Genomic DNA, 20,771 nt, shown 5'->3' with positions numbered 1-20,771 from the left:
GTTTACATGCCCACCGTGACGCGCGTCGTGCCGGCTCGCGTCAAGGCCCGGAAACGCGCCACCGCCCACAGCGGGAAGAACTTGCGATAGCCGTGATAGCGCAGATAGAACACGCGCGGGAAGCCGGTGGCCGTGAAGCGCGCTTCGTCCCACAGGCCGTGCGCCTTCTGCTCGGCGATCAGCCAGGCGATGCCGCGCGCGACGGCCGGATGCGCCACTTCACCGGCCGCCATCAGGCCGAGCAGCGCCCAGGCCGTTTGCGACGCGGTGCTGGTGGCGGCTTCGTAGCCGCGATAGTCGAGCTTGTAGCTGTCGCCGTCCTCGCCCCAGCCGCCGTCGGCGTTCTGGATCGACAGCAGCCATTGCGCGCCGCGCTGCACGCGCGGGTCGTCGTGCGCGAGGCCGGCCGCATTCAGCGCGCCGAGCGCGCTCCAGGTGCCGTAGATGTAGTTCATGCCCCAGCGGCCGTACCAGCTGCCGTCCGGCTCCTGCTCGGCGAGCAGGTAGTCGAGCGCGCGCTGCGCGGGCTGGCTGTTCGCCGTGGTTTCGCCGAGCTGGGCCAGCATCGACAGGCAACGGCCCGACACGTCGACGGTCGGCGGATCGAGCAGCGCGCCGTGATCGGAGAACGGGATGTTGTTCAGGTAGTGATGGGTGTTCTCGGGCTCGAACGCGCCCCAACCGCCGTCGCTGCTCTGCATGCCGACCACCCATTCGCGAGCGCGCGCGATGGCGTCGCGGTCCACGTCGGATTGCGTGAGGCCGGCCGCGCGGTCCATCGCCAGCGCCACCACGGCGGTGTCGTCCACGTCGGGGTAATGCGGGTTCGCGTACTGGAACGCCCAGCCGCCCGGACGCACGTTCGGACGGCGCGAGATCCAGTCGCCGCGCACGTCGAGGATCTGCAGCGGGCGCAGCCATGCGAGGCCGCGCAGCACCGCCTGCTCGGCGCGCGGCTCGCCGGTTTCGAGCAAGGCGTGCGCCGCGAGCGAGGTGTCCCAGACGGGCGACAGGCAGGGCTGGCAATACGCCTCGCCGTCCTCGTCGTCGTCGATCACGAGCAGCTTCTCAAGCGAGCGGCGCGCCGTGGCGCGGTTCGGATGATCCTCGGGGTAGCCGAGCGCGGCGTACATCATCACCGAGTTCGCCATCGCCGGATAGATCGCGCCGAGGCCATCCTCGCCGTTCAGGCGCTCGTCGACGAACTGCACGGCCTGACGGATCGCGCGTTCGCGCGAGTAGCGCGGGAACAGGCCGTCGACCAGGCGCAGCAGGCCGTCCACGCCACGGAAAAACGTGAACCAGCCGGGGCTTTGGTGGCCCTGGCGCGGCAGCAGGCCGGCGTTGACGGGCGGATTGACGAACAGCTCGTCGACGCGCACGCCGAGCGGGTTCTTCGCCAGCGGGCGTTTGGCGCTCAGCACGAGCAGCGGCACGGTGACCGTGCGCGCCCAGTACGACACCTTCGACAGATGGAACGGGAACCACTGCGGCAGCAGCATGATCTCGACCGGCATCATCGGCACCGCGTACCACGGCACCACGCCGAACAGCGCGAGCTGGATGCGCGTGAAGACGTTCGACATCTCCGCGCCGCCCATCGCGTGGATCGCGTTGCGCGCGCGGACCATGTGCTCGGCATCGACATCGTCGCCGATCAGCTTCAGCGCGAAGTAGGCCTTCACGCTGGCGCTGACGTCGGGGCGGCCTTCGGCGAACAGCGGCCAGCCGCCGTCGGGCAACTGGATGCGGCGCAGGTAACGGCCGATCTTGCGTTCGAGCGCGGGATTCGGCGTCTCGCCGAGGTAATGCACGAGCAGCACGTATTCGGCCGGGATCGTCGCGTCCGCTTCGAGCTCGTAGACCCAGTGGCCGTCGGGCCGCTGGTCGGCCAGCAGCGTATCGATGGCGCGGGTGATCGCGGTGTCGAGTTCGGCGGTGTCGAGTTCGGCGGTGTCGAGTTCGGCGGGGGCGGGGGCGGTGACGGCGGGCGGCGCCTCGGCGGCCGGGGTGGGCGCGGCGAGCGTGGCGGGGGCGGTGACGGCGGTTGCCGCAGCTACATCGGCGGGGGCAGCGGGCGTCACCGGCACGGCTTCAACAGACGGCGTGGCCGGCACGGCCCGCGCAACGGCGGTCGCTGCCACATCGCCAGGCGCGGCAGGCGCGACCGGCGTGGCGGTTGCTCCCGCAGCCGTTTCAACTGCCGGATTCGCGTGCAGATCCCCGGTGGCGGGCCGTGCGGCGCGGTTCGGTTGCGCGTCGTCCGGTGTGGTCGAGTCGGTGAGATCGTTCATCGGTCCCTCTTTATCATGCGGTGCGTGCGGTACGGCTCGGCGGCACGCGCCGTCGATCGACGCGGGCAGGGCGGCGGTGCCGTCGCCCGCGAACAGCGAATCCGGCCCGCGCAAGCGCAGGGCCGGGCGTTTCAGGTTCAGCCGAAACCCCGGATGTGCGCCCAACGCAGGAGCAGCGCAATATTCCGGCGAAGCGGGTACTCACATTGAGACATACCGCCGAAGCGTCGAACCGACGACCCTGCGATGCGGCGGACGAGCCGCCGATCGCCCGGTGGCGGCATGCCATCGGATCAGAAAAGCGCGTAGCGCAGCAGGATCAACAGCATCCGCAGACGCGGCTTGCGCACCGGTGCGCGTGGCGCGGCAAAGCCCCGCGCGAGCGCGGCCTCGAGGATGCAGCGATAGGCGCCCGACATGATGCGCGGCGCGCGAACCTGCACGCGAGGCGTGCCGTCCATGACCCGGTCGGCATGCGCGAAATGCGCGGCGGCGCGCTCGGCCAGCGTCGCGCACACGCGCGGCAGCGCCGGATGCGCGGCGATCGTCTTCGGATCGGTGACGGGAATGCCTTCGCGTTCGAGCAGCTCGCGCGGCAGGTAGCAGCGGTCGATGTCGGCGTCTTCGTCGATGTCGCGCAGGATGTTGGTCAACTGCAGCGCGCGACCGAGATGGTGCGCCAGCTCGATGCCCGGCGCTTCCTGCATCCCGAAAATTCTCACCGACAGGCGGCCGGCCGAACTCGCGACGCGATCGCAATACAGATCGAGCGTGGCTTCGTCGGGCGCGCAGATATCTTCGGCGGCATCCATCGCCATGCCGTCGATCATGTCGTGAAAATCCTCGCGCTTCAGGCCGAACTTGCCGATTTCGCGCGTCAGCGGCACGAGCGAGGCGCGCGGCGTGCCGGCGAAGCAGGCGTCGATATCGGCGCGCCAGCGGTCGAGGTCGGCCGCGCGGACGTCGCGCGGGCCGCCCTCATCGGCAATATCATCGACAGCGCGGCAGAACGCATAGACCTGGAACATCGCCTCGCGCTGCGCCGCCGGCAGGATTCGCATCGCGCGATAGAAGGAGCTGCCCGATGAAACGGCAGCGGCGTCGGTTTGGGTTTCGTCCACGGCTAGATTGCTAACGGCCAAGACAGGCTCCGCTAAAACGCCCTCGCGGGCGATGGAAGTAGCCACGCCCGATGGGGATGGAGTTGCGTGCTAGATGCGCGAACGATGCGCGCAGACAGGCTTGATTGACCGGCGGATGGCCGGAAATGGCGGGAAGTATAGCAATGTTTGACACCCGCTGCCGCTTGTCGGGCGCGGGCTCGGCCGCTTACGCGAACACCATGTCGCGTTGCAGATCGAGGGCGATCAAGCCCATCGCGCGCGCCAGTTGCAGCACCTGCCGGCGATCGAGGCGCGAACCGATGAAGCTCGTGACCTGACCGTCGAGATCGGCGGTGAACTGGAAGGTCGCGCCGCCTTCGCCGAACCAGGCGCCGGGCACGGCATCCGACTCGCGCCAGGCCAGGCCGTTGATCACCAGCCCGATTCCATCGCGAATCGCATCGACCGCCGCGATCGACGGCGCAATGTCACCGAGATCGTCGAGCGAATACGGACCGGGCGTTTCGGGGCGGCGATAAAAGAAGTAGTCGGTATTCATGACGCGGCTTCATGAAGGGGGACTCCGAAAATTAGCGCGAGATGCGGTAGGAATGGAATAGGCACGTTGTCATTCTGTGGTGTGGTGGAAACAGCTTCACGAAAATGAAAGCTTTTTGTCATGTTGATGCCCGAAATTCACCGATTTTCGAGATAGAGCGCGGTATCGCCCGCCGTCTCGCGGCGGGTTTGATTGATGTTAGTGGACATTCACATCGAAGCCGGATTTGCTGGCGGGAACCGGCAATCGCGCCGACAATCGCGTCTCGATCCCACGTAGCGGCCGCCCCATCCAACGAGAGGAGACACCCCTTTGAACGGTTCCGATCCGCACCGCGCACCTCGTGACGAAGCCCGTCTGCCATTCGTGCTGGTGCACGGCGCCTGGCATGGCGCATGGGCCTATGAACGGGTCGCCGCGGCGCTCGCGGCGCACGGCCATGCGAGCCTCGCGCGCGACCTGCCCGCTCATGGAGTGAGTGCCGGCTATCCGGATTCATTCGGCGGGACGGACCTCGACGCGTTCGCGCAGGAGCCCTCGCCGGTCGCGGCCGTCACGCTCGACGCCTACGCCGACCACGTTCTCGATTCCATCGAGCGCGCCTGCGCGCTCGGCCACGAACGCGTCGTGCTAGTGGGTCACAGCATGGGCGGGCTGGCGATCACGGCGGCGGCCGAGCGGGCGCCCGAGCGCATCGCGGCCATCGTTTACCTGAGCGCCTTCATGCCGGCCTCGGGCGTGGACGGCCTCGATTACGTACGCGCGCCCGAAAACCGTGGCGAGATGCTGGCCTCGCTGATGTGCGCCAGCCCGCGCGCGGTCGGCGCGTTGCGCATCGATCCGGCCAGCCGCGACCCGGCTTACCAGGCCCGCCTCAAGGAAGCGCTGTTTGCCGATGTCGACGACGCCACGTGCCGCGCAGCGGTGCGCCTGCTGTCGTGCGACGTGCCGGCCGCGCCGTTCGCCACCCCGATCGTCACCACGCCGGCGCGCTGGGGCGCGATCGCGCGGCACTACATCGCCTGCTCGCAAGACCGCGTGATCCTGCCGGCGCTCCAGCAGCGCTTCATCGCCGAAGCCGACGCGTTCACGCCCGCCCGACCGACCCGCGTTCACCGGTTCGACAGCAGCCACTCGCCGTTCCTGTCGCAACCGCAGGCGCTGGCCGACCGGCTGGCGGCCATTGCGCGCGAAGCGGCCGCCTGACGCCCGACACGCGCACGCCGCGCGCATCGCACGGGAATGCCCGGAATCGCCGGGGGCCGCCCGCGAGTCGTTTATGATGGCGATCATTCGATACAGGCCATCCCACGCTGCGGTTCCCATCATCATGACGCCCGACCGGCACGACGCCACACGCTCATCATCCGCCGCCGATTGGCAGGACGAGGAGGCGTCGTTTTCGAGCGGCGCGCCCGAGCAGGATTTCGCGGTACGCCGCATCACGCTGATCATCCTGCTCGCCGCGGCGATCGTGCTGCCGTGCGTCTACGTCGCCGTGATGGCGTACAACGACCTGCGCGCGCGAGAAGCCACCGCGCGCGACGTGACGATGCGCACGGTGCGCGTCGCCGAGGAACACGCGCTGAAGGTGTTCGACCTGACCGAAACGCTCGACGCGCGCATCGTCGATCTCGTGCAGGACCTCGACGACCCGGCCATCCGCAACGCCGAAGCCGACATCCACGACACGCTCAACACGATCGGCGGCGGCTACCCGCAGGTGGCGGCCGTGTCGATTTTCGGCGCGAGCGGCATGCTGCTCGCCAACAGCCTCTATTACCCGGCGCCGCACGCGTCGATCGCGAACCGCGACGATTTCATCGGCGTTCGCGACGGCAAGGTCATCGAGCACATCTCGCGGCCGATGCACGGGCCGCTGCGCTCGACCACGCCGAGCCTCGTCTTCAACACCGGCGTGCCGCGCCTTCACAGCGACGGCAGCTTTGCCGGCATGGTGTCGATCGCGCTGAAATCCTCGTACTTCAACGCGTTCTACCGCGACCTGCTCGGCGGCGACAAATCGCCGATGTCGATGGCGCTCACGCGCAGCGACGGCTCGGTGCTCGCCTCGTATCCGCCGCCGCCCGACACCGGCGACGAAAAGCTCGACGAGCACGACGCGCCGTTCGTCAACGCCGACGCCCGCAATCCGCGCTCGGGCATCATCCACGTCGAGCACGAGAACGGCTCGAACGAGATCGTCGCGTATCGGCAGGTGGGCTCCTATCCCGTCTACGTGACCTGCGCGTATCGCACCTCGGCGATCTGGGGCGCGTGGTACGAGCACCTGAGCGTGCTGTTCATCTCGATGTTCGCGCCGTCGCTGGCGTTGTGGTGCGTGATCTGGCTGTCGCTGAAGCGGCTGCGCGTCGAGGAAGCAGCGTGGGATCGTTGGCAGGCCGAAGCATCGATGCGGCGCTCGATCGAATCCGCCTACCGCCAGTCGCGCAAGATGGAAGCGCTCGGCAACCTGGTGGGCAGCGTCGCGCACGATTTCAACAATCTGTTGATGATCATCTCGAGCAACATCCAGATCGTCCGGTTGCGCGGCACGGCCCTGATCGATACGGAATTGACCGCCATCGAGCGCGCGTTGAAGAACGGCCAGTCGCTGACGCGGCAGTTGCTCGGCGTCGCACGCAAGCAGCCGCTGCGCAGCGAGACGATCGACGTGCCGCAATGGCTCGGCTCGTCGTGCCGCGAACTGCTGAAAACCTCGCTCGGTTCGAAATCGGCGCTGATCATCGAGATGCCGCCCGGGATCTGGCCGATTCGCGTCGACATCGCCGAACTCGAACTCGCGGTGATCAACCTCTCGGTCAACGCGCGCGACGCGATGCCGAGCGGCGGGCGCTTCACGATCGACGCGCAGAACATCACGTTTCGCCGCGAGGATCGCTTTCCGCTGACTGGCGATTTCGTGCGGATCTCGCTGTCGGACACCGGCAACGGCATGGCGTCCGAGGTGCTCGCGCATGCATTCGAGCCGTTGTTCACGACCAAGCCGAAGGGCATGGGCACCGGGCTCGGGTTGCCGCAGGTGTTCGCGTTCTGCGAGCGTTCGGGCGGCATCGCGACGATCGACAGCGAGGTGGGGAAGGGCACGACCGTGCGGCTGTATCTGCCGCGTGCCGGCGAAAGCAAAAGCGACGGCGTATTGGCGGCCGCGCCGTTGGTGCTCGAAGCCGCTGCGCCCGACGCCGAAGCGCCGAACGAAGGCCTGCGAATTCTGCTCGTCGAGGACAACGGCGATGTGGCGGCCGGCACCGAAGCGCTGTTGAGCCTGCTCGGCCACCGCATCACCTACGCGGCGAACGCCGACGATGCGCTCGTGCTGATCGACGCACCCGCCGATCCCGACGACGACGCGCGCCCGTTCGAACTCGTGATCTCCGACATTCACATGCCGGGCAAGCTCAACGGCATCGATCTCGCCGAAGCGATCGAGAGCCGCCCGGGCGCGCTGCCCGTGATCCTCGTGACCGGCTATGCGGAAGAATTGGACCGCACACGGCGCGTCAGCGCGCGTGTGCTGTCCAAACCGTTCGATATCGGTTTGCTCGATGAATTGCTGCGCGAGATCCGGCAGGCGCGCGATGCGCGGAAGGCTGCGGCCAGGGCCTGAGTGGGGGCGTGGTTCGTTGCGTTCGTGGCGCAGCGCGCGGACGCTGAAGCGGGTTTGCCGTCAACGCCCGCCGCGCACGAACCCGGGTCAGGTCAGACGCTCGCGTGACGGCGCACCCAGGCCACGTAGCGATCGACGAACGCCTGCAGGAATTTTCGCGTGTCGTCGTTGACGATCTTCCCATCCGCATCGATGCGGCTCGTATCGTGCTTGATGAACATCTCGGGCTGGCCGAGCGTCGCGATATCGAGGTAGGCCAGCACATTGCGCAGATGCTGCTGCGCCAGCGCCGTGCCGGCCGCGCCCGGCGACGTGCCGAGTATCGCCCCCGGCTTGCCACTCCACGAATTGTGTCCCCACGGACGCGAACCCCAATCGAGCGCGTTCTTCAGCACGCCCGGAATCGAGCGATTGTATTCGGGCGTGACGAACAGCAAACCCTGCGCCGCTTCGATCTGCTGCTTGAACGCGGTGGCCTCGGCGGGAAACGCCGAGTCGTAATCCTGGCTATAGAGGGCAAGCGCACCGATGTCGGCGAACTCGAACGAGAAGTCGTCGGGGGCCAGCGAGATCACGGCCTTCGCGAGCGCCCGGTTGAACGATTCGCGTCGCAGGCTTCCGACAACCACGGCAATTCGATAAGTCATCACGTTCTCCTTCCGTTCATTTGAGAATCCGGCCGGATTCGTTCGCGAATGCGCCGTAGCGGCCCATTTACAGGCAAACCAGCGCAAGTCCTGACCCGCGGGCGATCGGGGCCGGCTTTCCACAAGGTTTTCCACAGAAACTGTGGATAACTTTTCGGCTGCGCATGCCAGGAAATCGGTATTGCCCCGGCGATCGTGGCAGCAGCCCCCTGCGCCGGGACAGCATAGCGCACAAGTTTGACGATGAAATGCGGTGGGAAATCAGGTCGAAAATGGGGGAAGAAAACGGATGAGAAAGCTGCGACGGGCGATTTCGGACCGACGCAGCAGTTTTTTAAAAACTATAAGAATTATTCGAACAAGGCAGCGACGGATTCCGGGGGACGGCCAATCGCGGCCTTGCCGCCGCGCACGACGATCGGGCGCTGCAACAGGATCGGGTTGGCGGCGATTGCCTCATAAATCGCGGCATCACTGACGCCTTCAGCGCCGAGCCCGAAATCCTTGAACGGAGCTTCATTGTCGCGAACCATGTCGATCAGCGGGCGCCCGAGTTGATCGTGGAGCACCTTCAACTCGGCGACGGTCGGTGGCGTCTTCAGATACTCGACGACCCGCACGGCTTCGCCAGCCTTGTTCAAGGTATCGAGCAGCGCCAGCGTTTCGCGGGACTTCGAACAACGTGGGTTGTGGTAGATCGTGATCATTCAGGTGGGCTCGCCAAGGAAAACAGGATGGGCGCCTATTGTAGCGATGCGGCAGGGGAGGGCAGTTTATGCGCATAAACCGATCCATTTTCCACCATCGATACAGCGAGCCAACTGCCGACAGGCGCCAAGCCAGCCATCTTTATGCGCATAAACCTCCCCCGAATGGCTAAATCTTGAGCCGACACACACTTAAAGATTGAAATAAGAAATTCATCGGGTAAAATTTCGACGACCAAAACAGGAGTGAAAATTGGCAGCCGAAATCATTGCGGTCACTCAGCAGAAGGGTGGTGTGGGCAAAAGTACTATCGCCATGCACCTCGGCGCGGCATTTCATGAGAAAGGTAAGCGCGTCCTCGTCGTCGATGCCGACGGCCAAAACACACTCATCCACTGGTCGAGCGCGGCAGGGGAGAGCGACAACGGTATCCCGTTTCCGGTCGTCAACCTCGCTGAAGCCGGTGGGCAGATCCACCGTGAGATCAAGAAGTTCATCAACGACTACGACATCATCGTCGTAGATTGCCCTCCGTCGATCACCGAAAAGGTCTCGGGTGTCGTGCTGCTGGCAGCCACGGTTGCCGTGATTCCGACGTCGTCGTCGCCGGCCGATTACTGGTCGAGCGTTGGCCTGGTGAAACTGATCCAGCAAGCGCAGGTCATGAATGAAGACCTGCGCGCGGTATTCCTGCTGAACAAGACCGAAGAGAAACGCATGCTGACGCGAGAGCTGAAGCGTGCGATTGAAGAACTTGGCTTCCCGCTGCTGAAGACCCAAATCCCGACGCGCGAAGCTTACAAGCAGGCGATGGCGCTGGGGCAGACCGTCCTGCAGATGAACGATCGTGGCGCACGACTTGCCGCAGCAGAAGTTCGCGCATGTGCCGACGAAATCGTCGCCATGCTGCCCTGAGTTTATGCGCATAAAGGACCCTGAATGAAACCCTCCCAATTTGCCAAAGGCTTCCAGGCGCGCCCCGATACCACCACCAGTGAGAAGCGCACGGCGCTCGATCGGCTCAATGCGATCGACGGATTGGTGAAATCGGACACGTCCACACCGGCAAAAGCACCGAAGAAGGACATCCCCGTCACGATCGTCGCAACGCCCGCGACCGAGGAGTCGGCCGACGAATCCGCGCAATATCGCGCGTGGCGCAGCGAGAACCACTATCAGTCAGGCCAGATCATCGAGCTGCCGCTGAAGGCGATCAAGTCCAGCCCGTTCAATCCGCGCCACTTCTATCTGAAGTCGTCGATCGCCGAACTGGCCGTCAATTTGGCAAAGCAGGGGCAGCAGCAGGCGATCCACGTGATCCCCGACTATGAAAACCCCGGCATGTTCTTCGTCAGCGACGGCGGCCGCCGCGTTCGCGCATTGAAGGAAGCGAACAAGGATTCGGTGAAGGCGATCGTGATCGACATCCCGATCGGCATCGAAAGCTACAAGCTTGGCTACGACCTGAACGTCCAACGCGATTCACAGACGGTGTTCGATAACGCAGTCGTCTGGCGACGCTTCATCGAAGAAAGCCATTTCCAGAGCCAGAAGGAACTGGCCGAGCACCTCGGCATCGACGAATCGACCATTGCCGTCGCGCTCTCGATCGGCAAATTGCCGGAAGCCGTGATGCAGGAGATGGTCGCGCGCACCGACCGTTTCGGTTCGAATATGGCGTATCAAGTCGGCCGGTATCACACCGCGCGCGGTACCGATGCCACGCTGCGGTTGATCAGCAAAATCCTGGCCGACGACCTGAGCACACGCCAGGTGGCCGACATCGTGAAGGGCAGGGCGAACGCGCAGGAGAATACGAAACCGGCCGGCCGGCAACGTTACGCGCAACGCCACGAGATCAAGATGAACGGTTCGACGGTCGGGGATCTGAAGTCCTACGGCGACGACCGGCTCGAGCTGCGTCTGCGTGGGCTGTCGCGGGAAAAGCGCGACGAAATCTTGCAGCAACTCGAAAAGATGCTGCTCAACTGAGCGAGCACGGCGCCTGATAACTGGCGCCGGCTCCGCCAACACCCCGAAGTCCGATCGGACCTCGGGGTGTTTTTCTTTGTGGTGTAAAGAAGGGGAGCGGACCCGCCGCACAACGTTGACAGCACGGCACCGCAAAAAGCACAAAGGCCGAGCCTGCCATTCGCAGGGTTCGGCCTCCGGATATTTCGCTACGCGTTTCGGCGCCATCGATCGGCAAGGTGCCGATTCAGCGGCTCGTGAAATCAGGCCGCGCGCGAGTGGGTCAACGTGAATGCCAGCAGATCGCCGTCGGTCGGTTCGCCCCAGGTCTTGAGCGCAAGCCAATCGAAGAATGACGTTTCGACGAGCTTCGATTCGAGACCACGTCGGCGCCAGTCGTCGCGCAGATGCGAGCCGAGCGCCGGCAGCACATCGGTCTCGAACGAGTTGCGCGCGAGATCGCGCGCATCGTCGCCTTGTTCCTCGTACAGCGCCTTGGCTTCCTTGCGGCGGTACGCATCGTATTCGCCACGCAGGCGCGCCTTCGGATCGTCGGCCGCGCCCGACGCCATCGACGTGAGCTTGCCCGCGGCCGTACCCGGCAGCGCATCGGGATCGGCCACCGGCGGGGCATAGCCTTTCTTCAGTGCGTCCTTGAACAGGGCACCGGCGCTGCGCACCGGCGGCAACGTCGTGCTGCGCATGCGTTGCTCGGTCATCTGCAAGGCCGCGCGAATCCGGTTTTCCTCGCTGTCGGCGTAGAGCGTTTGCGCTTCCTTCAACGGGATACCGAGCTTGACCATGCGGTCGACGAGCGTGCTGTCGAACACGTTCGGATGCTCGTCGAGCGCCAGCATCGGCTGCTTGCGCTCGGACACGCGAAACTGGATTTCAGCCACGCGCCGGCCTTCGCGATGTTCGATCAACTCGACGAAGATGTTCGTGACCGCGTTGACTTCGGCGATCGCCGGGCGCAAGTAATCACGCTTGAAATACTTGTACTCGCGCTTTGCCTCGTCGCCGGCTTCCGTATCGGGCGTGCCCGACAGGATCGGGCGCCACCATTCCCACGGCTCGCGCATCGTCAGATGGCTCGGGTTCGTCAGATAGCGCACGCAGATTTCATAGAGCGCCAGGCCGGCGCTGCTGCGCAACTGGCTCTGGAACTGAAGGCTCAGGCGAGCGTACTGCACCGGGTCGAGCAACTTCTTCTTGATCTTCGGCGCGAACGAGAATTCCACCCAGACCCGGCGCGTAGCCGGATCTTCGAGAATTTCCGCATCGGCGATCAACGTGGAAATGCCCCACTTGCGACCGGGCTTCTGGCTCGACGTGCCGGTGCTCCACTCGACCTGGACCGACACCATGCGACGCAGGTGCTCCTTGACGAGCGCGGTGTCGTTGGAATCGAAGGCGGAGTTCGCGACGATATCGGACAGCAAGGCCCGATACGTGTCGCCGGAATCGTCGGCTTGCTGGGCAACGGCGAGCAGCACGTTGAACAGCTTGCGCGTCAGCAGGGTGATCTTGCCGCTCTTGGGCTGGATGGCGATCGCCTCGACCGCCTTTCGCAACTCGGCGGAGCTGGCGTTCACCACATCGACATCGGTTTTCTTCGCGCGCTTGGTGGTCGTGGCCATGCTTCGGATCGGACAGGGTAAGTTTCCCGCAAGGATAGCGACTGTGGTGATACGCGTCTATACACGCCAACTCACCTTGGGGGGTGAAGTCGGGCGATTCGCATCGCCTCACCCCAAGCGAATTCCTGCAAAAGCTCACCGGTGGAAAAGCCGACCGTGCGCGCCTCACCTTTGCTGTCGCGGGTGACGCGGACGCGCATGATAGCCGCACCGATCCGAAGCCGTCGAGACCTCTCCCGGATTTCCTCACCTTAAAAATTTTCTCGTGGACATCCGGGGAAAATTCTGCACAGGAAATCAGGGCAGTGGCGGGATAAATGAGCGCAATCGGAGGGCTGTGTCCGCTATCCGAGGAAGCGCGCTGTGCTGTGGGCACAGGATCGCGGCGCCGGCCGTGCGCGCGGCGGGCTACCGAGGTGATGCAAGCATCACCGACGCAATCGGGAACGCTCGAACCACCAGATCGCCACTCGCGCCGTGGCCCGACACAGGTGACGGTGCCCTGGCGGCGTCACGGCAAGCTCACCCTCAAGCCGTTGCACGCTGCTCCCGCTCCACAGGGCGCAAGTCGCACCGATGCAAGCGAACCGGTTCCCGACCGAGGCTTGTCCCGCTCACCGTTCCTGTGAGAGATCACGAGTGTGTCTTCGCTCTCGCACGGCGCCCTCGGTCGGCCTCTGCAAGCCTGCGGCAATGCCAGGGCCTTCGCCTTGTCTCACCAGCCCGTCATACGGCCCCATAGCGCTCCTCGAACGTAACGGAACCAGGCACGCCCTCACAGGGCTCTCCCCGGGGAGTTCACAGTGCCCCATCGGCCTCACCGTTGGGCGGCCCCTCAGCCCTGGAGTGAGCACGCGCCTCACTCTCGACACCAATCTGCTCCACCGCCTCTCGTTCGGCCGCGATTCGCTCTCCTTGCACAGCCCCGCGCGACAGCCCCGTCCCATCCTCCCAAACCCGCCAAACGCCCTGCCAGCAAGGGTTGTCCACAGCCTCACGGCTTCTCGAAACAACCCATCGCCACCACATCCGCACAACAGCTCCCGAAAAATCTCACCTTTCGCGAATCACAGGTGACCCGGGGCATCCAGGCGAAAGCACCGACATACGGGGCCTCACAGCGCCATCGATCCCGAAAAGCCTCACCTTTGCCACAAACAGCCGATCACCGAAGCGCGTTCCGAACGTCCCGAAAAATCTCACCTTGGCAAGGAGAGGCGATAAAATCATCAATAATTTCATACACTTAACCCGTATCAGGCAATGCAGCAGCCATTTCTCGAAGATCCCGGAAATGCTCACCTCAACGCCAAGCGTCGAGATCCTGGCCACCCCCAATGCCCCCGAAAAATCTCACCTGTCACGAAATTTGCGGCGAAAAGCACAGCGTAAATCCCTGTATCGGCGCGGGTTTACGGCTAAGTGGACGCCCACTGCTCCCGAAAAGCCTCACCTTATGCATTTTTTGGCCTGTGAAACGGTCCCGAAAAGTCTCACCTCAGCCTATTTTTGGCGACTTCCGCACGACTCCCGAAATCCCTCACCTCTGGCCGAGCTGGCGCTGAAATTGCAGGCATCGGCTCCTGAAAAACCTCACCTCAAGCCTGTGCCGGGCCTCAAGACGCCCAAATACGGTACTTTTTCCCGTAAAAGCTCACGTCACCTGGCCGCCGGGTCCCGAGAAACCTCACCTATGCCCAATAAATGGGCAAATCGGCGCTGGAATTCGGCCTCGACCCGCCCCCCGCAAAGCCTCACCTATGGGTTTACGTCACAGAACCGTTCGATTCAGGCACCATGCGGGATCGCCCCGGCAAGGCCTCCCGAAAAGCTTCACCTTTCATACCAGGCCAAAAATGCTGTGCTCCTGAATCCGCTCACGATCTTTCCCGCAAGCCCTCACGCTCGCCCCCGAACTCCATCACTTCGCGTCCCGGAAAAGATCACCATGCATCCCGTAAAGCTTCACCTGATCGGCGGGAATCCCTTGTCCAGTAAGGCTGTGCGGTGGCGTTAACGTTTTTAACAAGGGTTTCAAGGGTGTTTACTTCTATTACTCTCTACTAGGCGCCCCGCGAGTCGTCTGAAACATCTTCCTTCTTCCACCTCCGCTGTGTGAAACATCCCCAAATATTTGGAAAGCACAGCTTAGGTCTATAGAAACAATGGCTTAGCCTCGATTCTTCGTTTTGTTTCACGGATTTTCATGAGGTAGATGGATCCACCGCGACTGTGGAACGCAAGAAGCCAGGCTGTACAGCACCACTGTGGTATTTCGAACGGATCAGTATCAATTGATACGTGTTTCGTTATGATTGACACATTCGTGTTTTCCTACGGCTTCCCTCATGACCCTCGACGACATTCGCCAATCGATACGCGACGAGCTCGATGCCCTGCGCAACAGCGGTGCGCGCCGGCAAGATCTCTCGCTGCACGCCTGCAAGCGCCTCTTTTTCGATCTCGGCATCCGACCGTCGGCCGCCAATGTGCGTGACCTGACCCAAACAGGCAGCGCCAGCGACATTCCGAAAGACATCGATTTTTTCTGGGAGCGAATCCGTTCGGCATCGAAGGTGCGCCTCGACGGCAGCGCCTTACCGAAATCGCTCGAAGGAAAAGCCGGAGAATTGCTCGGTGCACTCTATGAAGCCGCGTTGAGCGAAGCGCGGGTGGCACTTGAAGGCGAACGACAAGCCGCAACCGACGAAATCGCGGCCGCTGCGCAGCAGGTTCGCGACGCACATATTCGCCACGAAACGCTCGAAGCCGCACTGGCGCGAAGCGAGAACCGTGCGGAACAATTGCAGGCGAAACTCACCGAAGCCGAAATCGAGCGCGCCACGGCCTCGACCCACGGCGCCGCGCATCAGGATTCGCTGCAAGCGCTGACCCGACGGCTCGAGAACGAAAACGAATTGCTGAACAAGCGTTTCGAAGCCGAACAGCAACAAAATGCGTCTTTAAGGGAAAGAATTGACGCTTTGCACGTCGAATCTCGCCAAAACACCGAACATTACGCGCAGCAAATCAAGGATGCGGTGGCCGAGGCCGAACGCCGCGTCAAACCGATGCTTGTCGAGCTCGATTCGCTGCGCAGCATGGCTGGCACGTATCAGGCGGGGTTGCGTGACGTGAACCGCAAGGAATTCGAATTCCTGCAGCAATTGAGCGCGACAAAATCGCGGGCAGATCGGCTTGACGAACAACTGCGCAGCCAAGGTGACGAACTGAGCGCCGCCACGCGAGAAATCGAAACCTTGCGCGCGGCACAGGGCATACCGCCCGAAATCGCGGCGCTGTTGCAGCGCCTGGCCGTCGCCGGTCAGCTCGACACAGCGGCGTTTGCCGCAATCGGCGTGTCGGTGGACGCCCATATCGGCGTGCCGGCGCATTGCCCGAAGTGCGAAGAAGGCGAACCGGAACTCTCGAGCACGTCCGACGGCTTCGAATTACTGTGCCCCGAGTGCGACCACACGTCGGGCGACTGTGCTTCGCGCTTCGAAGCCGTCGCACAGTTCAATAGACGGGCCGGTTGATATGCGCTGTGGCGCGAAAGGTGAGGAAAAACGGGAGGCCAAAGGTGAGGTCTTGCAGGACCTGATCGATCACGGATTCAGGCCAGACGCAGGCTTTCGGCCGGCAACGCTACCGATTCGTCCGTGCGGTTCGACACTTTTTCGAGATTTTCCCGCCAGGTTCGCCAGGCGCGATGCAGGCGATTGGCCGACACCGGTTGCATGAAGCCGAGCCAATGGCCGACGCGCTCCGGCTCCACGCCGTTTTCGAACAATTCGGCCGCGAACGTGTTGCGCAGGGTTTGCGGGCTGGCGCGCTCGACGCGCGACGCGGCGATGTCGGCCGCCTCGATGATGGCATCGACGGCGCGCAGCATCGTGGCCTTGTGCATCGGCCCGCCGGCGAGCGAAGACGGAAACACCAATTCGCCGGGAATATTGCAGCGGCGGCGTTCGGCCAGCCAGGCATCGAACAGCGCGATCGCGAACGAGGACAGATGCGTTTCGCGCTCGAAATCCGGATGGGCGGACGGAATCCGCACAGTCGGCTCGCCGGTTTGAATGCAACTAATGGTAATGACGCGTGCTTCGCCGGTTTTCAATCCGCCGCCCAGGAATGCGGCAATCAGCGCCCGGTCGCGGCGCTCTTTCCATTGCGACATGCCGGCCGCCGGCAATGGCGAAAACAGATAGGCGAGCAAGGCCGCGCGTTCGGACGGCAACAGGAAACTGGTGGGCTCGTTATCGCGTGCGCGGCGCCACGTTGCTTCGCCATCCTGAGCGATGAAGCGTGCCGGGTTGGTCGAGCCGAATTCGTTGCGCCGCACGTGATCGAGCACGCGCTCGATCAACCGTAAATAACGGACCCGTTGCGTTTTCTTGATCGGCAGCTCGCCGACGAAACGGGCGATCGCCTGCGTGTCGACAGTGGCCAGCGTTTGCTGCCGTTCGCCGAGCCAGGTCAGAAACGCACCCCACTGCGCACGATAGACGTCGGCCGACGAACGGCGGAAATCCTGCGTGGCGAGCCAGGCGTCGAACGACGCATCCGGTTGGGCGACCCAGTCCGCTTCGCTGCCGTCGAACAGATCGCGTTCGGCGCTCGCGTGCGTTCCGGCAGGGGAAGGTGTTGGGTGAGACATGAGTGTTAATCCGTTAGTTGCTAAATGAGCGTAGTGCATCGCGCCGTGAATATCCAGGGGCACTCGCTCCGACCGCGCGGTTTCAGCCGCCCCAGATCCGCACGCGCCGCGGGCGCGAGGTCGGCACCGGATCGGCTGGGCCGAGCAGCGGTTGCCGCAGCGAGGCCTCGAACGCCGCCACGGCGTACGACAACACCGCCGGCAAGGCATTCGATTGCGCGACGTCGATGGGATCGTCGGTTTCGGGAAATTCGAAATCCACCGGCCGTTCGAACAGGCAGCGGATGAATGGGTCGTGCCGCGCGGCAAAACCGAGATCGGCCAGCGCTTCGGCCTCGATGGCGTGCAGCAGCCGCCAGGTCAGCGGCACTTCCAGCCGGATGTAGCGCGTGGCGATTGCGCGGACGATCGTCTCCATATCTTGCGCCGCAGCCTTGAAGCTGAGCGCGGCCAGGTCCTGTTCGGTCATAGCGGCTCCCTCGTGAGCATGTACTGTACAAACATACAGTACATTGCGCAACTGCCGGATACGACAGGACGGGCGCGGGATCTCAGCGATGGATCACGATCAGCAGGGCCTTGGCCTCGCCGCGGCCGGCGTTGCGGATGGCGTGCGGCGCGTCGGCCGCGTAGCGCGCGGTTTCGCCCGTCTTGAGCCGGCGCGCGTGGCTGCCGGCCTCGATTTCGACCGAGCCGGCCAGGACCGTCAAGTGCTCGCGCGTGCCCGGCTCGTGCGCGTTGGACACCAACGCGCCGCCGGCCGGCAGCGTCAATTCGTACCACTCGAAGCGGCCGGCCAGCTCGATCGGCCCCCACACGCGCAACTGATATTGGCTGTCGTGGCCGGCCAGCGTCGGAATGTCGTGCTGCCCATCCACGCGGATCGTTTCCGGCGATTTCGGCGGTGCGAACAGCTCGTCGAGGCTGATGCCGAGCGCGTTGGTCAGGCGCCAGGCCACGGCGATGGTCGGATTGGCCTTGTCGCGTTCGATCTCCGAGAGCATCGATTTCGACACGCCGGCCGCACGCGACAGGTCGTCGAGCGTGAGCTTGCGTTCGTTGCGCAACCGCTGGATCGTCTCGCCCACGCGCGGTGGCGTGGTGGCGGCGTCGGCCGGGGGCAGCGACGCGCGGCGCGTGCCGGAAGAACTTGCCATTTAGATTCCGTTCGCTTAGAGTCCGTTCGATATCTCGAACTCGTGTTCGAAATACAGGAAAAATACGATAAACCCAACGGGCGACTATAACAGTAGCAGGCCGCGCGGCCGCCGCCACGAGCGCAAGCGCCGCGCGCCACGACCCATTCAGGAGCGAACAGATGCGTGATGCCTTCCTCGCCCACGTGCGCGGGACAATCGACCAGATCCGCGCGGACGGTTTCTACAAGACCGAGCGCGAGATCGCCAGCCCGCAGGCCGCCGACGTGACGCTGGCCGGCGGCGCCGGTGTGCTGAATTTTTGCGCCAACAACTATCTCGGCCTCGCCAACGACCCGCGCCTGGTTGCGGCCGCACGCACCGGCCTCGAGCGCGACGGCTTCGGAATGGCCTCGGTGCGCTTCATCTGCGGCACGCAGACGGTGCACAAGCAACTGGAAGCCGCGCTGTCCGCATTCCTCGGCACCGACGACACGATCCTCTATTCGAGCTGCTTCGACGCGAACGGCGGCCTGTTCGAGACGCTGCTCGGCGAGGAAGACGCGATCATCAGCGACGAGCTGAATCACGCCAGCATCATCGACGGCGTGCGCCTGTCGAAAGCCAAGCGTTTCCGCTACAAGAACAACGATCTTCAGGATCTCGAAGCAAAGCTGATGGAGGCCGATGCGGCCGGCGCGCGCTTCAAGCTGATCGCGACCGACGGCGTGTTTTCGATGGACGGCATCATCGCCGACCTGAAGGGCGTGTGCGACCTGGCCGACCGCTACGGCGCGCTGGTGATGGTCGACGATTCGCACGCGGTGGGCTTCATCGGCGCACAGGGGCGCGGCACGCCCGAGCATTGCGGCGTGGCCGATCGCGTCGACATCATCACCGGCACGCTCGGCAAGGCGCTGGGCGGCGCATCGGGCGGCTACGTGGCGGCACGCAGGGAAATCGTCGAATTGCTGCGTCAACGCTCGCGCCCGTATCTGTTCTCGAACTCGCTCGCACCGAGCATCGCCGAGGCGTCGCTGGCCGTGCTCGAACTGCTCGCCAGCGGCGAAGGTGCGCGGCTGCGCACGCGCGTGCGCGAAAACGGCGCGCATTTCCGCCAGCGCATGAGCGAGGCGGGCTTCACGCTGGTGCCGGGCGAACACCCGATCATCCCCGTGATGCTCGGCGACGCGCAGGTCGCCACACGCATGGCCGATGCGCTGCTGGCCGAAGGCATCTACGTGGTCGGGTTCTCGTTCCCGGTGGTGCCGCGTGGCCGCGCCCGAATTCGCACGCAGATGAGCGCGGCGCATTCGCTGGAGCAAATCGACTGCGCCGTCGATGCGTTCGTGCGCGTCGGCAAGACGCTCGGCGTGATCTGAGGAGAACGAAGCATGAAAGCGCTGGCGAAACTCGAACGCGGGCCGGGCCTGCGGATGACCGACGTGAAGAAGCCCGAGGTGGGCCACAACGACGTGCTGATCAAGATCCGTCGCACGGCGATCTGCGGCACCGACATTCATATCTGGAAGTGGGACGACTGGGCGCAGAAGACGATCCCCGTGCCGATGCACGTCGGTCACGAATACGTGGGCGAGATCGTCGAGATGGGGCAGGAGGTGCGCGGCTTCGAGATCGGCGATCGCGTGTCGGGCGAAGGGCACATCACCTGCGGCTTTTGCCGCAATTGCCGCGCGGGGCGGCGGCACTTGTGCCGCAACACGGTGGGCGTGGGCGTGAACCGCGAAGGCGCGTTCGCCGAATACCTGGCGATCCCGGCGTTCAATGCGTTCAAGATCCCGCCCGAGATTTCCGACGATCTGGCCGCGATCTTCGACCCGTTCGGCAACGCCACGCACACCGCGCTGTCGTTCAACCTGGTGGGCGAGGACGTGCTGATCACGGGCGCGGGGCCGATCGGCATCATGGCCGTGGCGATCGCCAGGCATGTGGGCGCGCGCAACGTGGTGATCACCGACGTCAACGATTACCGGCTCGGCCTCGCGCGCAAGATGGGCGCGACGCGTGCCGTGAACGTGTCGCGCGAATCGCTGCGCGACGTGATGCACGAACTGCACATGACGGAAGGCTTCGATGTCGGCCTGGAAATGTCGGGCGTGCCGAGCGCGTTCACGAGCCTGCTCGATGCGATGAACCACGGCGGCAAGGTGGCGTTGCTCGGCATTCCGCCCGCGCAGACGGCGATCGACTGGAACCAGGTGATCTTCAAGGGCCTGGAAATCAAGGGCATCTACGGGCGCGAGATGTTCGAGACCTGGTACAAGATGGTCGCGATGCTGCAAAGCGGGCTGGATCTGTCGCCGATCCTCACCCACCGCTACGCCGTGGACGATTACGAAGCCGCCTTCGCGGCGATGCTGTCGGGCGAGAGCGGCAAGGTGATTCTCGACTGGACGGTGTGATC

16 protein-coding genes are annotated in these 20,771 nt (G+C 64.2%); 7 read left to right on the top strand and 9 right to left on the bottom strand.

All coding sequences use genetic code 11. The features are described from left to right. Nucleotides 1-2: 2 nt before the first annotated feature. The 3 genes from shc to AB4851_RS05495 form a co-directional block, all read right to left on the bottom strand. Complete coding sequence (gene shc / locus AB4851_RS05505) at nt 3-2,294, bottom strand: squalene--hopene cyclase (RefSeq protein WP_414448770.1); 2,292 nt, start codon at nt 2,292-2,294, stop codon at nt 3-5. 293 nt (nt 2,295-2,587) lie between these two features. Further along, the gene (hpnD, locus tag AB4851_RS05500) at nt 2,588-3,436 is read right to left on the bottom strand and encodes a presqualene diphosphate synthase HpnD (RefSeq protein ID WP_414440573.1); all 849 of its coding nucleotides are present in this window, start codon (nt 3,434-3,436) and stop codon (nt 2,588-2,590) included. Nucleotides 3,437-3,623: 187 nt separating this feature from the next. Continuing rightward, nucleotides 3,624-3,956, bottom strand: coding sequence for a hypothetical protein (locus tag AB4851_RS05495; RefSeq protein WP_414440574.1), 333 nt, complete (start codon nt 3,954-3,956; stop codon nt 3,624-3,626). A 312-nt stretch (nt 3,957-4,268) separates the two neighbouring features. Between AB4851_RS05495 and AB4851_RS05490 the strand changes: the two genes are divergently transcribed. Both AB4851_RS05490 and AB4851_RS05485 read left to right on the top strand, forming a co-directional pair. Then, the gene (locus tag AB4851_RS05490; protein ID WP_414448769.1) at nt 4,269-5,162 is read left to right on the top strand and encodes an alpha/beta fold hydrolase; all 894 of its coding nucleotides are present in this window, start codon (nt 4,269-4,271) and stop codon (nt 5,160-5,162) included. A 124-nt stretch (nt 5,163-5,286) separates the two neighbouring features. Continuing rightward, complete coding sequence (locus AB4851_RS05485; RefSeq protein WP_414448768.1) at nt 5,287-7,584, top strand: ATP-binding protein; 2,298 nt, start codon at nt 5,287-5,289, stop codon at nt 7,582-7,584. Between the two features lie 92 nt (nt 7,585-7,676). Here AB4851_RS05485 and AB4851_RS05480 read toward each other — a convergent pair whose 3' ends face one another. Both AB4851_RS05480 and arsC read right to left on the bottom strand, forming a co-directional pair. Further along, nucleotides 7,677-8,231, bottom strand: a complete 555-nt coding sequence (locus AB4851_RS05480; RefSeq protein ID WP_414440577.1) for an NADPH-dependent FMN reductase — start codon at nt 8,229-8,231, stop codon at nt 7,677-7,679. 350 nt (nt 8,232-8,581) lie between these two features. Beyond that, on the bottom strand, nt 8,582-8,938 hold the full coding sequence (gene arsC / locus AB4851_RS05475; RefSeq protein ID WP_414448767.1) for an arsenate reductase (glutaredoxin): 357 nt from the start codon (nt 8,936-8,938) through the stop codon (nt 8,582-8,584). Nucleotides 8,939-9,191: 253 nt separating this feature from the next. Between arsC and parA the strand changes: the two genes are divergently transcribed. Next, nucleotides 9,192-9,854: a ParA family partition ATPase gene (parA, locus tag AB4851_RS05470; protein WP_414440579.1), complete on the top strand. Its 663-nt coding sequence runs from the start codon at nt 9,192-9,194 to the stop codon at nt 9,852-9,854. Between the two features lie 24 nt (nt 9,855-9,878). Next, a complete protein-coding gene (locus tag AB4851_RS05465) occupies nt 9,879-10,931 on the top strand; it encodes a ParB/RepB/Spo0J family partition protein (RefSeq protein ID WP_414448766.1) in 1,053 nt (350 codons plus the stop codon). 242 nt (nt 10,932-11,173) lie between these two features. Here the strand turns inward: AB4851_RS05465 and AB4851_RS05460 are convergent, their stop codons facing one another. After that, nucleotides 11,174-12,550, bottom strand: coding sequence for a replication initiation protein (locus AB4851_RS05460; protein WP_414448765.1), 1,377 nt, complete (start codon nt 12,548-12,550; stop codon nt 11,174-11,176). Between the two features lie 2,348 nt (nt 12,551-14,898). Here AB4851_RS05460 and AB4851_RS05455 point away from each other — a divergent pair. Next, entirely contained in the window at nt 14,899-16,089 is a 1,191-nt protein-coding gene (locus AB4851_RS05455) for a DNA-binding protein (RefSeq protein ID WP_414448764.1), read from the top strand. Nucleotides 16,090-16,166: 77 nt separating this feature from the next. Here AB4851_RS05455 and AB4851_RS05450 read toward each other — a convergent pair whose 3' ends face one another. The 3 genes from AB4851_RS05450 to AB4851_RS05440 all read right to left on the bottom strand — a co-directional run bounded on the left by AB4851_RS05450 (nt 16,167) and on the right by AB4851_RS05440 (nt 18,367). After that, nucleotides 16,167-17,210 carry a tyrosine-type recombinase/integrase gene (locus tag AB4851_RS05450; RefSeq protein ID WP_414448763.1) on the bottom strand — a complete coding sequence of 348 codons (1,044 nt, stop codon included), beginning with the start codon at nt 17,208-17,210 and terminating at the stop codon, nt 16,167-16,169. Between the two features lie 82 nt (nt 17,211-17,292). Continuing rightward, nucleotides 17,293-17,679, bottom strand: coding sequence for a DUF2471 family protein (locus AB4851_RS05445; protein WP_414440583.1), 387 nt, complete (start codon nt 17,677-17,679; stop codon nt 17,293-17,295). A gap of 82 nt (nt 17,680-17,761) precedes the next feature. Beyond that, nucleotides 17,762-18,367: a helix-turn-helix domain-containing protein gene (locus AB4851_RS05440; protein WP_414440584.1), complete on the bottom strand. Its 606-nt coding sequence runs from the start codon at nt 18,365-18,367 to the stop codon at nt 17,762-17,764. 161 nt (nt 18,368-18,528) lie between these two features. Here AB4851_RS05440 and AB4851_RS05435 point away from each other — a divergent pair, with 161 nt between their 5' ends. Both AB4851_RS05435 and tdh read left to right on the top strand, forming a co-directional pair. Further along, nucleotides 18,529-19,728, top strand: a complete 1,200-nt coding sequence (locus tag AB4851_RS05435) for a glycine C-acetyltransferase (RefSeq protein WP_414448762.1) — start codon at nt 18,529-18,531, stop codon at nt 19,726-19,728. A 12-nt stretch (nt 19,729-19,740) separates the two neighbouring features. Beyond that, nucleotides 19,741-20,769, top strand: coding sequence for an L-threonine 3-dehydrogenase (gene tdh, locus AB4851_RS05430; protein WP_414440586.1), 1,029 nt, complete (start codon nt 19,741-19,743; stop codon nt 20,767-20,769). The last annotated feature ends 2 nt before the right edge of the window (nt 20,770-20,771 follow it).

The sequence above is a fragment of the Burkholderia sp. 22PA0099 genome (genome assembly GCF_047497165.1).
Taxonomy (GTDB): Bacteria; Pseudomonadota; Gammaproteobacteria; order Burkholderiales; family Burkholderiaceae; genus Burkholderia.
This window is presented reverse-complemented; position numbering and strand designations above follow the sequence as displayed.

Coding starts and splice junctions, on each gene's coding strand:
- AB4851_RS05435 (WP_414448762.1), top strand. CDS start 18,529: ATGCGTGATGCCTTCCTCGCCCACGTGCGCGGGACAATCGACCAGATC.
- AB4851_RS05440 (WP_414440584.1), bottom strand. CDS start 18,367: ATGGCAAGTTCTTCCGGCACGCGCCGCGCGTCGCTGCCCCCGGCCGAC.
- arsC (WP_414448767.1), bottom strand. CDS start 8,938: ATGATCACGATCTACCACAACCCACGTTGTTCGAAGTCCCGCGAAACG.
- AB4851_RS05460 (WP_414448765.1), bottom strand. CDS start 12,550: ATGGCCACGACCACCAAGCGCGCGAAGAAAACCGATGTCGATGTGGTG.
- AB4851_RS05485 (WP_414448768.1), top strand. CDS start 5,287: ATGACGCCCGACCGGCACGACGCCACACGCTCATCATCCGCCGCCGAT.
- AB4851_RS05455 (WP_414448764.1), top strand. CDS start 14,899: ATGACCCTCGACGACATTCGCCAATCGATACGCGACGAGCTCGATGCC.
- shc (WP_414448770.1), bottom strand. CDS start 2,294: ATGAACGATCTCACCGACTCGACCACACCGGACGACGCGCAACCGAAC.
- AB4851_RS05480 (WP_414440577.1), bottom strand. CDS start 8,231: ATGACTTATCGAATTGCCGTGGTTGTCGGAAGCCTGCGACGCGAATCG.
- tdh (WP_414440586.1), top strand. CDS start 19,741: ATGAAAGCGCTGGCGAAACTCGAACGCGGGCCGGGCCTGCGGATGACC.
- AB4851_RS05450 (WP_414448763.1), bottom strand. CDS start 17,210: ATGTCTCACCCAACACCTTCCCCTGCCGGAACGCACGCGAGCGCCGAA.
- AB4851_RS05495 (WP_414440574.1), bottom strand. CDS start 3,956: ATGAATACCGACTACTTCTTTTATCGCCGCCCCGAAACGCCCGGTCCG.
- AB4851_RS05465 (WP_414448766.1), top strand. CDS start 9,879: ATGAAACCCTCCCAATTTGCCAAAGGCTTCCAGGCGCGCCCCGATACC.
- AB4851_RS05445 (WP_414440583.1), bottom strand. CDS start 17,679: ATGACCGAACAGGACCTGGCCGCGCTCAGCTTCAAGGCTGCGGCGCAA.